Below are 14,647 nucleotides of genomic sequence, written 5' to 3' on the forward strand. Positions count from 1 at the left end.
GGCCTCGCGGGCGGCATGGCGCTGTTCGGCTTCGGCGGCTATGCGGTGGCGGCGTCGCTGGCGGCGCATCCGGACGCCGCGCTCGCGGCGGCGAGCGTGATCGTGGCGGGCGCGGCGCTGGGCTTTCTGCTGTTCAACTTCCACCCGGCGCGCATCTTTCTCGGCGATGCCGGCTCGATCCCGCTCGGCTTTCTGGCCGGCGCATTCGGCTACTGGGGCTGGCGCGAGGGCGCGTGGCCTGTGTGGTTTCCGGCGCTGTGCTTCGCGCCGTTTATCGGCGATGCCTCGGTCACGCTCCTTAAGCGTTTGCTGCGTGGCGAAAAATTTTGGCAGGCGCACCGCGAACACTACTATCAAAGACTGGTGCAGTCGGGTTTAGGCCACGCGTCGACCGCCTGGATTTGGTATTTGTTTATGGCGGCGGGCATAATGCTTGCTGTTTGGACGCTACAGTTCGATCTGCTGCATCAATGGCTGGTTGTCGTCGCATGGGCTGCCGTGCTCGTCGTCGCGGGGCTGTGGATTGATTGCCGCTGGCGGCGCCATGTGTCCGGTTCCGGGCAAATCTGAGGTTCTGCGCAATGAAAACATTCAAAGCCCGATGGCTTTCGTTCAGTGCGTTTGCGTTCGACCTGTGCGCGGTGGCCATGGCCTGGCTGCTCGCTTATGTGATCCGCTTCAACGGTCCGGTGCCCGCGCCGTTCTGGTCGAGCGGGCTGCATGCGCTCGTGTGGGTGCTGCTGATCTACGCGGTGATGTTTCGCAGCTACGGGCTCTATCGCGGCATGTGGGTGTTCGCGAGCCTGCCCGATCTCGTGCGGATCGCCAAGGCGATCGGCGTCGGCGCGCTCGTCGTGATGATCGGCTCGGCGCTGCTGCAGCCGGTGCCGATCGTGCCGCGCTCGGTGCTGGTCGTCTCGCCGATGCTGCTGTTCCTGACGATGGGCGGCTCGCGCGCGCTCTATCGCGCGGCCAAGGAGTTCTACCGCTACGGCGGCCTCGTCGGCCAGGGCAAGCCGGTGCTCGTGCTCGGCGCCGGCAATGCCGGCGCGAACCTCGTGCGCGAGCTGAAGCGCTCGGGCGAATGGCGCCTCGTCGGCCTGCTCGACGACGATCCGGTCAAGCAGGGCCGTGAAATCTACGGCTACCGCGTGCTCGGCACGATGAGCGATCTGCAGAAAATCAGCGCCGACCTGAAGGTCGAGCACGTCATCATCGCGGTGCCGTCGGCCTCGGTGGAAGCGCACCGGCGCATCGCGACGCTGTGCGTGCGCGCCGGCGTGCGGGCCATGACGCTGCCCGCGCTGACCTCGCTCACGCAAGGCCAGGCCTTCCTCTCGCGGGTGCGCCAGATCGATCTCGAAGACCTGCTCGGCCGCGATCCGGTGATGATCGACACCGAGCACGTCGAAGCGCTGCTGAAGAACCGCGTCGTCATGGTGACGGGCGCGGGCGGCTCGATCGGCTCGGAACTGTGCCGGCAGATCCTGCGTTTCGGCCCGGTGCAGCTGGTCGCGTTCGACATCTCCGAGTTCTCGATCTATCGCCTGAACGAGGAGCTGCGCGACAAGTATCCGGAAGTCTCGGTGGTGCCGCTCATCGGCGACGTGAAGGACTCGCTGCTGCTCGACCAGGTGATGGGGCGCTACTGCCCGCACATCGTGTTCCATGCGGCCGCCTACAAACACGTGCCGCTGATGGAAGAGGTCAACACCTGGCAGGCCGTGCGCAACAACGTGCTCGGCACGTATCGCGTGGCGCGCGCGGCGATCCGCCACGACGTCGCGCATTTCGTGCTGATTTCGACCGACAAGGCCGTCAACCCGACCAATGTGATGGGCGCGAGCAAGCGGCTCGCCGAGATGGCGTGCTCGGCGCTGCAGCACCAGGGCGCGCGGCGCACGCAATTCGAAACCGTGCGCTTCGGCAACGTGCTCGGCAGCGCCGGCAGCGTGATTCCGAAGTTCCAGGAGCAGATCGCGCGCGGCGGGCCGGTCACGGTCACGCATCCGGAGATCACGCGTTTCTTCATGACGATTCCCGAGGCGTCGCAACTCGTGCTGCAGGCATCGAGCATGGGGCGCGGCGGCGAAATCTTTATTCTCGACATGGGCAAGCCGGTGCGTATCGCCGATCTCGCGCACGATCTGATCCGCCTGTACGGCTTTACCGAGGAGCAGATTCGCGTCGTGTTCACGGGCCTGCGGCCCGGCGAAAAGCTCTACGAGGAACTGCTCGCGGACGACGAAACGACCACGCGCACGCCGCATCCGAAGCTGCGCATCGCGCAGGCGCGCGAGGTGCCGGACAGCCTGATCGACAATCTGCTGCCGTGGCTCATGCAGCACCGCGTGCCGTCCGACGACGAGGTGCGGCGCGATCTGCGCCGCTGGGTGCCCGAGTATCAGCCGGCGACGGCGGCGACGCTGCGCAGCGTGGCGCCGGCGACGCGGGTGTCGTAGCGCGGGCGCGGGCATCGGCATTTCGCCGGTTGTTTCGCGCCGGACAAAGCCGCGGTCGTTCGTGCCGAATCGGCGAAGCCGGAATCAGCGAAGCCCGCAGAATCGAAGCCAAAAGAAAAGGCGCCCTCGGGCGCCTTTGTCGTTTCCGGTTGCAGCTTTCCGCTCAGTGCTTCGTCTTCCTCACCACCATCCACCTTGGCGACTTGAAACGCACGATGCTCACATAAAGCCACACATACGTCGCCGCGAACACCACGACGAAGCAGAACAGATGCAGCGTGTGCCGCCAGAACAGCGTCGCCGGCACGACCGCGATCAGGCACAGCAGCCACAGGTACGGCGAGGTCAGCGAGTTGCGCCGCGTCAGCTCGCGCGCGGTGCGCGCGCCGACGGCCCAGCGCATCAGGCGCTTGTAGACCAGCATGTGCAGATGCACGCCGTCGGGAATGCCCGGCGACATGCCGCGAATGAACTTCTTGCGGTAGATCGAGAAGCAGGTCTCGAAGATCGGGTACATGAAGAGCAGCACCGGATACCACGCGGACACGTCGCGATTGCGCATCACGAGCAGGATCGACAGTTCGGCGAGCATGAAGCCGATGAAGTAGGCGCCGCCGTCGCCGAGAAAGATCAGCCCCGCCGGGAAGTTCCAGATGAAGAAGCCGAGCACCGCGCCCATCATCATGAACGAGGCCGACAGCACGACCGGATCGGACACCTGGAACGCGACGTAGGCGAGCGAGGCGAACATCATGAATGCGACCATCGAGGCGAGGCCGTTGAAGCCGTCGATGATGTTGATTGCGTTGGCGAGCGCGGCGACCGCGAGTACCGTGACCGCGAACGAGATCGCCGCGTACGAGAGCAGGAAGTCGAGTGGCGGCACGCTGATGCGCGTGACCGCGATGTCGAGCAGCAGGAACGCGAGCGCGGCGGCCGCCATCGTGCAGACGAGACGCGCGAGCGGCGAGACGCGCTTGGTCAGGTCCTCGACGAGGCCCGAGCCGAACGCGGGCATGCCGCAGGCGACCAGGCCGAGGATGCCGCCCGAGACGGCCGGATACGCGTGATGCAATTGCACGGCCGAGACGATCAGCCCGATCAGGATGCCGGTCCCGCCGATGCGCGGCACCGGGCGCGCATGGAATTTCTGCACGCCGGCGAGATCGCTATCGGTCGAGAATTTTTCATGCAGATGCGCATAGCGCACGATCAACAGCGTGATCAGCAGAGAAACGAGAAAGCCGAGCGCAAAACTGAGCATGAAAGTGGGCCTGAGCGAAGACGCGGAATTATACAAACGAAACCACGGCCGACCCGCGTGCGACGCGGCCGCGAAGCTTTCAGCGGTGGCGCGAAAAAATCCCAGATAGTGAGGGGAAAACGCCCGAAAACGGGCCGCTGAGGCCCGTCAGTGCTCGCTTCTCATGGATTCCCCTAATGCGCCGCACGCGCCGCGCGACCGTAAACCTTGGATGCGGCGAAGTGTAAGTCGCGCGCAACAACCGGTGGCCGGCTGGCGTTCGACGCTCATCGACCGGTCGTGCGGCGGCGCGTGCGCTGGCCAACCTGGCTCGCCGCGATGAAGCAAGACGTTCCGGAGATTCCATGCTAAACAACATCACCATTCGTGGCGGCCTGACGCTCGTCATTAGCGTATTCGTCGCTTTTCTGCTGACGGTGATCGCCGTCGGCTACGGCGCGCTCAAGCTCGCCAACAACAGCCTCGACGACACCCAGCGCAGCGAGATCGCGCTCTCGCATCTGAAGGCGAGCTCGGAGAAGCTTCTGCAGGTACAGCTCGCATTGGGCACCTATCAGACGCTCTTTAGCGTCGGCAAGCAGACCGACGATCTGCTGCCCGCCGCGCACACGCTGCTGGTCGAGTCGAACAACGACTTCCGCAACTACATGGCGGGACCGTTCGAGAGCGACGCCGAGCGCAAGCTCGCGCAAAGCGTCGGCGAGACGCGCGCCGCGCTCGTCGACAAGGCGATCGAACCCGAGTTCAAGGCGCTCACCGACTTCGACTTCAACACGTTCCGCAACATTCAGGGCGATACCGCGAACAGCTACTACACGACCTACTCGAAGGCGATCGACGCGCTCGAAAACGCGCAGGTCGGCAATCAGCATCGGCAGGCCGCGACCGGCACGCAGCGTTTCCGGCTGGCGACGGCGCTGTTCGTCGCGATCGGCGCGCTCGCGTTGGTGATCGCCGTGGGCGCGCGCATCGCGCTGTCGGCGGCGCTGATCAAGCCGGTCAACGTGACGGTCAAGCACTTCGAGCGTATCGCGGCCGGCGATCTGAGCAGCACGATCAAGGTGCGTTCGCGCAACGAGATGGGCCAGTTGCTCGGCGCGTTGACGCGGATGCGCGACGGCCTCGTCGACACCGTCGCGAAGGTGCGCGGCAGCACGAGCGCGATCACCCAGGGCGCGAACGAGATCGCCTCGGGCAACGCGGACCTGTCCGCGCGCACCGAGCAGCAGGCGGCTGCATTGCAGCAGACCGCGGCGAGCATGGAGCAGCTTTCGGCGACCGTGAAGCAGAACGCCGACAACGCGAGGCAGGCGAGTCGTCTCGCGCACGGCGCGCTCGATACGGTGACGCGCGGCGGCAAGGTGGTGTCGCGCGTGACGGAGACGATGGACGGCATCAGCGCATCGTCGCGCAAGGTCACGGAGATCATCGGCATGATCGAGGGCATCGCGTTCCAGACCAACATCCTCGCGCTGAACGCGGCCGTGGAAGCCGCGCGCGCGGGCGAGCAGGGGCGCGGTTTCGCGGTGGTGGCCTCCGAGGTGCGCAGTCTCGCGCAGCGCTCGGGCGCGGCGGCCAAGGAGATCAAGGATCTGATCGGCGAATCGGCGGCCAAGGTCGGCGAGGGCGCGACGCTGGTATCGGATGCGCAGAAGACGATTCATGAGGCGATGAGCGCGGTCGAGCGCGTGACCGGCGTGATGAACGAGATCGAAGCGTCGGCGCTCGAACAGAGCGACGGCATCGAGCAGGTCAACAAGGCGGTCTCGCAGATCGACGAAGTCACGCAGCACAACGCGGCGCTCGTCGAGCAGGCGGCGGCCGCGGCGAAGTCGCTGGAAGAGCAGGCGATCATCCTGAAGGACGCGATCGCGGTGTTCCGCCTCGAGGCAGACGAAGCGACGAGCCATGACGCGACGCTCTAGCCGGTCCAGTCTCTGAGCGCGGGGCGGCAAAGCGGTCAAATATCCGACGATTCCACGGGACTGTGCTCGCCGGGTTCAGGCAGACCCGAGCGTGGGTTCAAGCGAGTTCAAGCGCGGGCTCCGCGAGACAGTCGCTGCTTTGCCGCACCATTTTTCTTTATTGCCGGGACCGGATGTTCGCAGTGTATAGCGCACCTATCGCGCACCTATAGCGCGGCCACGGTCCCGTTTGCATTAATTGCCTGAGCGGCATTAAGCCGATCGGCTTCCCGCCCGCCACTGTCGGCTTTTTCCCGAATGCATGCCGATTATGTTCGGTAATGCCGCATCGATTTCTTCTCCATAGCCGCATCGAAATACATGCCGATTTAATTCGCGGCGGTAATTCATATTGTGTTGTACAGCGCACGGATCGCGCGGAGATCGAACCTTAATCTAGCTGCTAACGGAAGCGCGGGCGCAAGCGGTCGGGAGCGACCCGACGCATGCATCAGGCTTGTCGTCATTCGACCCGGATTTCACGGGCACCGGGTGAAACGCAGGACCCATCTCTTCTGCCTGATGGCTGACCGATCGGTGCGGGCGCATGCCAGATTCGAGCATGTATTCGCGACCCATCTTCCAGCCGCCGCAGTGGAGATAACGACAATAACGTCAGTCCGTCAAGACGAACACGATGCTCGAAGTCCGGACAGACGGGGCGGCGGGCGTTGAGAGAGCGGTCATGATAGCGGGCTTCTGGCTGCTCGGGCATGTCTTCCTATCGTTGGTTTCAGCCGTTGATAATAGGAAACAACTATGAACATCCGATATCCCGTCTACGCTCCGTACCTCAATGGTCGGGAGAAGGCGCTGGTGATGGACTGTCTCGACTCGACGTGGATTTCGTCGAAGGGCAAATACGTCGGGCAGTTCGAGGAGACATTTGGCGCGTGGCTCGGTGCGCGGCACGCGATTACCGTCAGCAATGGCACCGTCGCGCTGCATGTTGCGCTGGCCGCCCTGGGTATCGGTCCGGGCGACGAGGTCCTGGTTCCGACCTTGACCTACATCGCGTCGGCGAATGCGGTGAAGTACACCGGTGCGGACGTGGTGTTCGTCGACAGCGAGCGCGCGTACTGGCAGATCGACATCGAAGATGCCGAGCGCAAGATCACCAGCCGCACCAGGGCGATCATGGTGGTGCATCTCTATGGCCAGGCGACCGACATGGATGCGGTCATGGCGCTCGCGAAAAAGCACTCGCTGTATGTGATCGAAGATTGCGCCGAAGCCATCGGCACGCGGTTCGACGGCAGGCACGTGGGCACCATCGGCGACATCGGCAGCTTCAGCTTTTTCGGCAACAAGACGATTACGACCGGCGAAGGCGGCATGGTGGTGACCAATAACGCCGAACTCGACCGGAAGATCCGCCATCTGCGCGGCCAGGGCGTGAGCAGCGAGCGCGAGTACTGGCACGACGCGATCGGCTTCAACTATCGGATGACGAATCTGGCTGCGGCGATCGGCTGCGCACAGATGGAATCCATCGACGACCTGATCGCGAAGAAGCGGCAAATCGCCGAATGGTATCGGCAGGGCCTTGCCGGCTTGCCGTTGCAGGTGCATGGCGTCCATCCGCGTACGCTGCACAGCTACTGGATGGTCTCCATCCTCCTCGACGACGCCGGCGACCGCGACCCGTTGCGCGATGCGCTTCGGGCCGACGGTATCGAAACCCGGCCGGTCTTCTATCCGGTCCATCAAATGCCGATGTATGCGGCGCCGGGCCAGCATTTCCCGATTGCCGACGAGATCGGGAGCCGCGGCATCAACTTGCCGAGCTATCCGGCGCTGATGCGCGACGACATCACGTTCATCTGCGAGCGCGTGCGTGACTTCCTCGTCAGGCAGGACTCGAAATTGGAGATTTCGATGGAAACAAAAGTCTGAAAACCCGCTCGCGGACGACGGTTCCGGTTGCGGCTCGGGTTATGACATTCACGTATCGAGGCAGCCAGGCCGCACGCCCGCGCGGATTCCGTATCGATCAGGCCATCGAAGTGGCGGTGCCACGAGTTCGATGTCATTCGTTTTACTAATGCATTTGATTGCGGTCTGGTTTCGAAGAAGTGGCTTCAAATCAGTATTGGACAGACAGATAAGCGGGTTGCGAGGCGGCGCATGCGAATCGATTGCCAAGCATTCCTTATCTATCGGCCGATTGCTGACTGAATGGCGCTGTCTTTTTGTAACTGGTTCACATGGCCGCTCTATTGCCGAGAAAGGACAAATCATGGCGCACTTTATCGCCCGCTCCCGTGCACCCCTGCGGCTTGGACTGGCGGGAGGCGGAACCGACGTCTCCCCTTACTCCGACCGGTTCGGCGGACTGACGCTCAACGTGACCATCGACCGGTTTGCCTACGCGTCGATCGTGCCGCGCGACGACGCGCGCATCGAGCTGACCGCCGCGGATACGCAGGTGCGCTGGATCGGAGAAATCTCTCCCGAACTGCCGCCCATCAAGGGCCTCGGTTTGCATGTCGGCGTGTACAACCGGATCGTCAAGCAATTCAATGGCGGGCATCCGCTGGCCGTATCGATCACTACGCATTCCGAAGCGCCCCCGGGGTCCGGCTTGGGTTCGTCGTCGACCGTGGTGGTGGCGCTCGTGGAAGCGTTCTGCGAGCTGCTTTCGCTGCCGCTCGGCGAATACGACGTCGCAAAACTCGCTCACGACATCGAGCGGGTCGATCTGGCGCTCGCGGGCGGCAAGCAGGACCAGTATGCGGCGACCTTCGGTGGCCTGAACTTCATGGAGTTTTACGGCGACAAGGTCATCGTGAATCCGCTGCGCATCAAGCAGGATACGAAGGCCGAACTGGAAGCGTCGCTCGTGCTGTTTTACACCGGCGTATCGCGCGAATCGGCCAATATCATCAAGGAGCAGAGCAACAACGTCACCGAAAATCTGACCGATCCGCTGGCCGCGCTTCACGAAGTCAAGGCGGAAGCGACACGGATGAAGGAGGCGGTGTTGCGCGCCGACTTCGCCGGCATCGCCGCCTCGATGAGCGACTCGTGGGAGGCGAAAAAGCGCATGGCCAAAGGCATTTCCAATCCGTCGATCGATGAGTTGTGGCGCGTCGCCACCAACGCGGGCGCCAAAGCCGGCAAGGTTTCGGGCGCGGGCGGCGGCGGCTTCATGATGTTCATCGTCGACCCGATCGACCGTCCGGCCGTGACGCGTGCGCTGGCCAGCCGCGAGGGTCAGGTCATGTCCTGCACGTTCACCGAAAGCGGTGCCCAATCCTGGAGAGTATCGTGAGCATTTCCGTCACCAACGAGATCGAAAAGACCGTCGCGGTTCTGAGCGCGCTTGCCAACAGTCCGCAGGTGATCGGGAACGTCGAAGCGCTCGCGCAGCAGGTCACGAAAGCGCTGCGCGCCGGCAACAAGGTCTTGCTCGCCGGCAACGGCGGCAGCGCGGCCGACGCGCAGCATATTGCCGGCGAATTCGTCAGCCGATTCAATTTCGACCGGCCGGGATTGGCGGCGTTCGCGCTGACCGTCGATACTTCCGTGATGACGGCGATCGGCAACGACTACGGCTACGAGAAGCTGTTTGCGCGGCAGATCGAAGCGGTGGCCCGCCCCGGCGACATCTTCTGGGCGTACTCGACCTCCGGCCGCTCGCCGAACATTCTGCATGCGCTCGATGTCGCGAAGGAGCGCGGCATGTTCCGCGTCGGCTTCACGGGCAGCCATCCCGAGGGCGCGGCCATGATGCGCGCCCGCACCGAGCTGTGCATCGAGATTCCGTCGACGTCCACGCCGAAGATTCAGGAAGGCCATCTGGTGTGCGGCCATATCGTGTGCGGCATCGTCGAAGAGAACATCTTCGCGTCATGAGCACGATGCTGCCGTGCATGATTCTGGCGGGCGGCCTGGGTACGCGATTGCGGCCGGTGCTCGGCGAAGGCCTGCCTAAAGCGATGGCCAGCGTGGACGGCCAGCCGTTTCTCGCGTGGCTGCTGCGCTGGCTCGAGCAGCAGCGGGTGACCGACGTCGTGCTGTCGCTCGGTTATGGATGCGGCGAGATCACCGGCTGGCTCGCGCGGCAGTCGCTGGGATTGTCCGTGACGGTCATCGAAGAGGACAAGCCGCTCGGCACGGGCGGCGCGATCATGCATGCACTGCGCCGCTGCGGCGCACCCCGGATGATCGTGCTGAACGGCGACACGATCACGGACCTGGACCTGTCCGGCTTCGCGGAATTTTTCAACGCGGCGGGTGCCGATCTCGCCATTGCCGCGACCCGCGTGTCCGATGCGTCGCGATATGGCGCGCTCGAATTCGACGCCGGCTCGAAGCGCCTGATCGCATTCGAAGAAAAGCGGCCTGTGCAGGCGCCGGGGTTCATCAATGCCGGCGTGTACGCGGTCGATGCCGCGCGCCTGCTCGGTTTCGAGCTGCCCGAACGGTTTTCATTCGAAGACGATTTCCTGCGCCGCCAGATCGACGCGCTCGACATCCGGGTCTTTCCCGAGATCACCGAGTTCATCGATATCGGCATTCCGTCGGACTATGCGCGAGCCCAGCGCGTGGTGCCGCTGATGTGCGAACAATCCGCCCATGACTCGTAAAGCGCTGTTTCTCGATCGGGACGGCGTCGTCAATATCGACGTCGGCTATCTGCACAAGGCGGACGAATGCGTGTTCCTCGCAGACATCTTCGAACTCGTGAGGATGGCGAATCACGCGGGCTATGTCGTGGTGCTCGTGACGAATCAGGCGGGCATCGGGCGCGGCTATTACTCAGTCGATCAGTTTCAGGCGTTCACCGACTGGATGCTCGGCGAATTCCAGAGCAGAGGAGCGCGCATCGACCGGGTCTATTACTGCCCGCACCATCCGGAGTTCGGCATCGGCGAGTACCGGCAGGCCTGCGCGTGCCGCAAGCCGCAACCCGGCATGTTCGACCAGGCGCGCGCGGACTTCGATCTGGACATGGCCGGATCGCTGATGATCGGCGATAAACCGTCGGATTTGCAGGCCGCGTCGCGCGCCGGCGTCGCGCATCGTTTCCTGCTGGCGCCGGCGGGCGAGTACGAGCACGAACTGACCGCCTCGCTTTGCTCACGCATCGACAGCTTGTCCGAACTGTTCGACCGGTTCGGGCAGAAGCGCTCAAGCGAGCCGCGGCGTCGGCCGGACGTCATTGCGGACGTTGTTGCGGACGTCACTCCGCCCGCCCGGGCGTGATCGGCGCGGAGACGACATTCTTGAAGAAAGGCTTGCCGACCGCTTTCAGATAGAGCGTGCCGGAAGTGCCCGCGGGCAGCGCGATCGTGGACGTTGCCGCTGCGTACCGGTTGATCAGACGAAAGTCGCCGTCCGCCAACGCCTGATAAAGCTCGAGATGATCGACGGTCGCGGCATGGGTCAGTTCGACGGCGAGCGTAGTGCCGGAAAGATGTGTCTGCAGCGTGACGCAGTTGTCGATCCCGGGCTCCAGCGCCGTGCCTTCCTCGTAGTCGTTCCAGGTGATCAGCTGAAGAAACGGCAACTGGTTCGTCGCGCTGTACTCCTCGTTGACGAGAGCGAAGGTTTCGAGCCAGGTATCGCCACAGGCTTGCGGCATGTAATGCTTTTCGTTGGGCTTCGCCCATGCGGCCAGCAGATCGTCGAAGCCCTTGAAAACGCCGCCGGTTGCGATCTTCGCGGGCTCCGTGCGCGCATATCGATAGAACTCCTTCAGTTGCGATAGATCCGCGCTGCCGGTTTTCCGCGACGCGAGGCCAGGGGCGACCCACACGAAGGCGCCCGCGCTGTCGTCCCGGTCGAAACCCTGCTTGTGGATGTGAACCCAGGCTATCTCGGGATGCGCGGCCTGAATACGCGACCAGTCGACTTTACCGGCCCAGTCGAGGCCGAATTCGTAGACCACCGGATGGCCGTCATACCTTAGATATTGTCGGGAGGAAAAGTAGGCGCGGGACAAATAATCAAGCTGGGAAAGAACGGTTTGAGTTACGTCGCAGCCCTTGCAATGATTGAAGTTGTAAGTCCCGGCGTCGACCATGATCGAGAACGACATGTCGGGGAATTTTTCCAGTTTCGGCATCGACTTGCGCCACGCGACGTCGATCGGTTCGGGTTGGCCGTTTGCATCGTGCTGACCGTACCAGTCGACGATCACGCCATCGACACCGCGCGCGTGCATGTCCTTGAAGGTGCGCAACGCCTGCGCTGGATCGTCCGAGCGATAGCCGACCGCGACACCGCGCGATTCGGGGTTGAACCACCACGGCAAATAGTGCGCAAGCACCTTGGTCGTGTGCCCCGGATAAAGCAGCGTATGAATATTGACGTCGGAAACCGAGGTCGAGCCGCCGAGATTGCCGTTGCGCGTCGCCTCGAAAGTACGGCTCGCCGACGTATTAGGCGGGGCCAGATTCGGCGGCGGCTCTTCGCAATGTGCTGTGAGGGCTACCGCACTGAAACAGAGGGTTAACGCGGGCAGTATCCGTTTAACTGTTCTCATAACCGATCGCGTGGACACGAAGTCTGTATTGATGAGTTATCCGCTGACGTTGGCATTCTAGTCCAGTAGGACCTCTTACTGTCAGTTCTATCTTCCGGACGCATCGGCACGCAAGCCCTGGTGTCCCGGGCACCACCAGGCGCCAGAACAGCGTCTTCAATCTTTGGAGTTTGCATATGCGTAACGATGTCGGTCGCGAACAAAGCCCCGCTATTGTTCAGGATGTGTCGGCACTCCCGGTGTTCGATCTGCTCGAAAACGTCCTGAATTATCGCCGTCTATTTTTCAGCGTCCTGTTATCGGGTTTGCTGCTGGGATGCCTCTACGTGCTGATTGCCACGCCGATGTACTCGGCCAACGCATTTATCCAGATCGAAGACAAAAAGAGCAGTGCGCTCGGTTCGTTGTCCACGGTGACGCGCGCGCTCGATGTCAATGGCTCTCCGATTCTCGGCGAGATCGACGTCGCGCGTTCGCGCACGGTCGTCGCCGAGGCGGTCGATGCGGCGGCCGCGCAGACGAGCGTCACGGTCAAGAACACCTTCCCGGTATTGGGCCGCTGGCTTGCCACGGTTCTGCCGCGGAACCCGGATGGACTCGCCGGCGCGCCGCTCGGCCTCACGCACTGGGCATGGGGCGGCGAGAACCTGACGGTCGGCTCGTTCGATGTGCCCGCGGCCCAGATGGGCAAGCGGCACGTGCTGGTGTACGAGGCCGACGGCAAATGGACGCTGCAGGATCGTAACGGCAACGAAGTGCTGAGCGGGAAGGTTGGCGAACTCGCCGTCTCGGGCGACTACCGGCTGCTGCTGAAAGCCGTGGCGGCGCGCCCGGGCACCGAGTTCGTCCTCGTCAGGCACGCGACGCAGGCGACCGTCGACCAGATTATCAAGAAGCTCAACGTGGCCGAAACCAAGCGGGACTCGGGCGTCTTCGAACTGGAATACAACGAAAGCAATCCGTTCTATGCCGCACGCCTCGTCAATGCGATTGCCGACGCGTATCTGACGAACAACGTCACGCGCCGCGCGCAGGAGTCGGAACGCAGTCTCAGCTTCCTGAATTCGCAGATCCCGACTGTGCGCGCGCGGCTGCAAAAAGCGGAAGAAGCGCTCAACACGTTTCGTCTGCGTGAAGGCAGCATCGATGTGAACGGCGAAATCAAGGTTTTGCTCGACCAGTCCGCCGCGATCGAGAAAGCCCGGCTGGAAACCAACCTGACTTACCAGGACATGCGCTCCAAGTTTCAGCTCGGTCAGCCGCCGCTGGATGCCGTGCTGGGAAAACTCAAGCAGCTCGACGTCGCATCGCATCAGCTGTCTGAGCGCATCGCGCAACTGCCCGGCTTGCAGCAGGAATACCTGCGGCTCTCGCGCGATGTCGATGTCGAGAACCAGCTGTATGTGGGCCTGATGAACAACGCACAGCAGTTGCAGATCGCGACTGCGAGCAATGGCGGCAACGCGTCGATCGTGGATTACGCGGAAGTGGCGGAAAAGCCGAGCCGTCCGAATGCGATGCTCGCCATCGTGCTGGGTGGCGTGGCGGGTGCGCTGTTCGGCTTTATCGCCACGCAGCTCAAGGCACTCGGTGCGGGCCGGATTCGCGACCCGAAGCGGCTGGAGGCGGTCGTCGGTATCGATACGCTCGGCATCCTGCCGATCTCGCCGGCCCAGCAAATTGCGGCGGGCAAGCCGGAACATACCTTCCTGATCAGCGCGGAGGAAACGGAAACGCCGATCATCGAAGCGATGGAAAGCCTTGCGCTAGCCGTGCAATGCTCGCTGGCCGAGAAGGGCGACGGCAAGGTCGTGCTGATTACCTCGGCGGTGCCCAACCAGGGCAAGTCGTTGATCTCGGCCAACCTCGCGTATCTGCTGGCCGAAAAGGGACTCAAGACCCTGCTGCTGGATGCCGATATGCGCAAGTCCAAGGTTCATCGCTATCTTTCCGGCGATACCAGCGACGGCTTGTCCGGCGTTCTCGAGGGCGCGTTCGAGCCGGCCGATGTGATCTCTCGCCCGACCGACAATTTCCACGCGCTGCCGGCCGGCAAGAAAACGAGCAAGGCGGCCAAGCTGCTGAGCGCCGACAACTTCGGACCGGTGATCGCGTCGCTGCGGGAAGAATACGACGTCGTGATCGTCGATTCGCCGCCAGTGCTGCCGGTACTCGATGCGGCCGCGCTGTCGAGATTCGCGGACATGACGCTGTTCGTCGCGCGCCACGGAGAAGTGAGTTACGCCGAGGTCGCCGAATCGATGTCGCGGCTCGGGAAGGTCGGCACGACGGTCGATGGCCTCGTATTCAATGGCTTCGTCCCCTCGCCGCTGCGTTACGGGTATTACTCGAATGCTTACCGGTACATGTCTGAGCAGAGCTGAATAGTTTCCACTGGCCGTGCCTGATCGCGAGGACCGCGCGTTCAGGCTGCGGACGGCCAGCACACATCTGCGGAATCAAA

Annotated in this window: 10 protein-coding genes and 1 pseudogene; 9 read left to right on the plus strand and 2 right to left on the minus strand. The window is 63.2% G+C overall.

The window, feature by feature from the left end:
- Both GXB81_RS14080 and GXB81_RS14085 read left to right on the plus strand, forming a co-directional pair.
- Positions 1–570: pseudogene (locus GXB81_RS14080) on the plus strand (glycosyl transferase); the annotation flags it as partial.
- An 11-nt stretch (positions 571–581) separates the two neighbouring features.
- Positions 582–2,462, plus strand: a complete 1,881-nt coding sequence (locus GXB81_RS14085) for a nucleoside-diphosphate sugar epimerase/dehydratase (RefSeq protein WP_167036376.1) — start codon at positions 582–584, stop codon at positions 2,460–2,462.
- A gap of 163 nt (positions 2,463–2,625) precedes the next feature.
- On the opposite strand, the gene GXB81_RS14090 is transcribed toward GXB81_RS14085, so the two are convergent.
- Positions 2,626–3,726, minus strand: coding sequence for a glycosyltransferase (locus GXB81_RS14090; RefSeq protein ID WP_167036379.1), 1,101 nt, complete (start codon positions 3,724–3,726; stop codon positions 2,626–2,628).
- A gap of 344 nt (positions 3,727–4,070) precedes the next feature.
- Between GXB81_RS14090 and GXB81_RS14095 the strand changes: the two genes are divergently transcribed.
- The 6 genes from GXB81_RS14095 to gmhB all read left to right on the plus strand — a co-directional run bounded on the left by GXB81_RS14095 (position 4,071) and on the right by gmhB (position 10,901).
- Positions 4,071–5,651, plus strand: a complete 1,581-nt coding sequence (locus GXB81_RS14095; protein WP_205989458.1) for a methyl-accepting chemotaxis protein — start codon at positions 4,071–4,073, stop codon at positions 5,649–5,651.
- 798 nt (positions 5,652–6,449) lie between these two features.
- Positions 6,450–7,586, plus strand: a complete 1,137-nt coding sequence (locus GXB81_RS14100; RefSeq protein WP_205299212.1) for a DegT/DnrJ/EryC1/StrS family aminotransferase — start codon at positions 6,450–6,452, stop codon at positions 7,584–7,586.
- A gap of 343 nt (positions 7,587–7,929) precedes the next feature.
- On the plus strand, positions 7,930–8,964 hold the full coding sequence (locus GXB81_RS14105) for a dehydrogenase (protein WP_167036936.1): 1,035 nt from the start codon (positions 7,930–7,932) through the stop codon (positions 8,962–8,964).
- Positions 8,961–9,548 (plus strand): SIS domain-containing protein, encoded by a 588-nt coding sequence (locus tag GXB81_RS14110; protein WP_167036385.1) that lies wholly within the window; start codon positions 8,961–8,963, stop codon positions 9,546–9,548. The genes GXB81_RS14105 and GXB81_RS14110 overlap by 4 nt, the downstream gene beginning before the upstream one ends.
- Entirely contained in the window at positions 9,545–10,282 is a 738-nt protein-coding gene (locus GXB81_RS14115) for a nucleotidyltransferase family protein (protein ID WP_167036388.1), read from the plus strand. Before GXB81_RS14110 ends, GXB81_RS14115 begins: the two co-directional genes overlap by 4 nt.
- Positions 10,272–10,901, plus strand: coding sequence for a D-glycero-beta-D-manno-heptose 1,7-bisphosphate 7-phosphatase (gene gmhB, locus GXB81_RS14120; RefSeq protein ID WP_205989459.1), 630 nt, complete (start codon positions 10,272–10,274; stop codon positions 10,899–10,901). The genes GXB81_RS14115 and gmhB overlap by 11 nt, the downstream gene beginning before the upstream one ends.
- Here the strand turns inward: gmhB and GXB81_RS14125 are convergent.
- Positions 10,879–12,183, minus strand: a complete 1,305-nt coding sequence (locus GXB81_RS14125) for a hypothetical protein (RefSeq protein WP_205989460.1) — start codon at positions 12,181–12,183, stop codon at positions 10,879–10,881. The two genes, gmhB and GXB81_RS14125, sit on opposite strands and share 23 nt — an antisense overlap.
- A 176-nt stretch (positions 12,184–12,359) precedes the next feature.
- On the opposite strand from GXB81_RS14125, the gene GXB81_RS14130 reads away from it, so the two are divergent.
- Positions 12,360–14,567 carry a polysaccharide biosynthesis tyrosine autokinase gene (locus tag GXB81_RS14130; protein WP_205989461.1) on the plus strand — a complete coding sequence of 736 codons (2,208 nt, stop codon included), beginning with the start codon at positions 12,360–12,362 and terminating at the stop codon, positions 14,565–14,567.
- Positions 14,568–14,647 lie beyond the last annotated feature (80 nt).

It is taken from the genome of Paraburkholderia sp. Ac-20336 (assembly GCF_017105025.1).
Lineage (GTDB): Bacteria > Pseudomonadota > Gammaproteobacteria > Burkholderiales > Burkholderiaceae > Paraburkholderia.

Excerpts from the sequence above, each read along its gene's own strand:
- GXB81_RS14085 (WP_167036376.1), top strand. The coding sequence starts at position 582 with ATGAAAACATTCAAAGCCCGATGGCTTTCGTTCAGTGCGTTTGCGTTC.
- GXB81_RS14090 (WP_167036379.1), bottom strand. The coding sequence starts at position 3,726 with ATGCTCAGTTTTGCGCTCGGCTTTCTCGTTTCTCTGCTGATCACGCTG.
- GXB81_RS14095 (WP_205989458.1), top strand. The coding sequence starts at position 4,071 with ATGCTAAACAACATCACCATTCGTGGCGGCCTGACGCTCGTCATTAGC.
- GXB81_RS14100 (WP_205299212.1), top strand. The coding sequence starts at position 6,450 with ATGAACATCCGATATCCCGTCTACGCTCCGTACCTCAATGGTCGGGAG.
- GXB81_RS14105 (WP_167036936.1), top strand. The coding sequence starts at position 7,930 with ATGGCGCACTTTATCGCCCGCTCCCGTGCACCCCTGCGGCTTGGACTG.
- GXB81_RS14115 (WP_167036388.1), top strand. The coding sequence starts at position 9,545 with ATGAGCACGATGCTGCCGTGCATGATTCTGGCGGGCGGCCTGGGTACG.
- gmhB (WP_205989459.1), top strand. The coding sequence starts at position 10,272 with ATGACTCGTAAAGCGCTGTTTCTCGATCGGGACGGCGTCGTCAATATC.
- GXB81_RS14125 (WP_205989460.1), bottom strand. The coding sequence starts at position 12,183 with ATGAGAACAGTTAAACGGATACTGCCCGCGTTAACCCTCTGTTTCAGT.
- GXB81_RS14130 (WP_205989461.1), top strand. The coding sequence starts at position 12,360 with ATGCGTAACGATGTCGGTCGCGAACAAAGCCCCGCTATTGTTCAGGAT.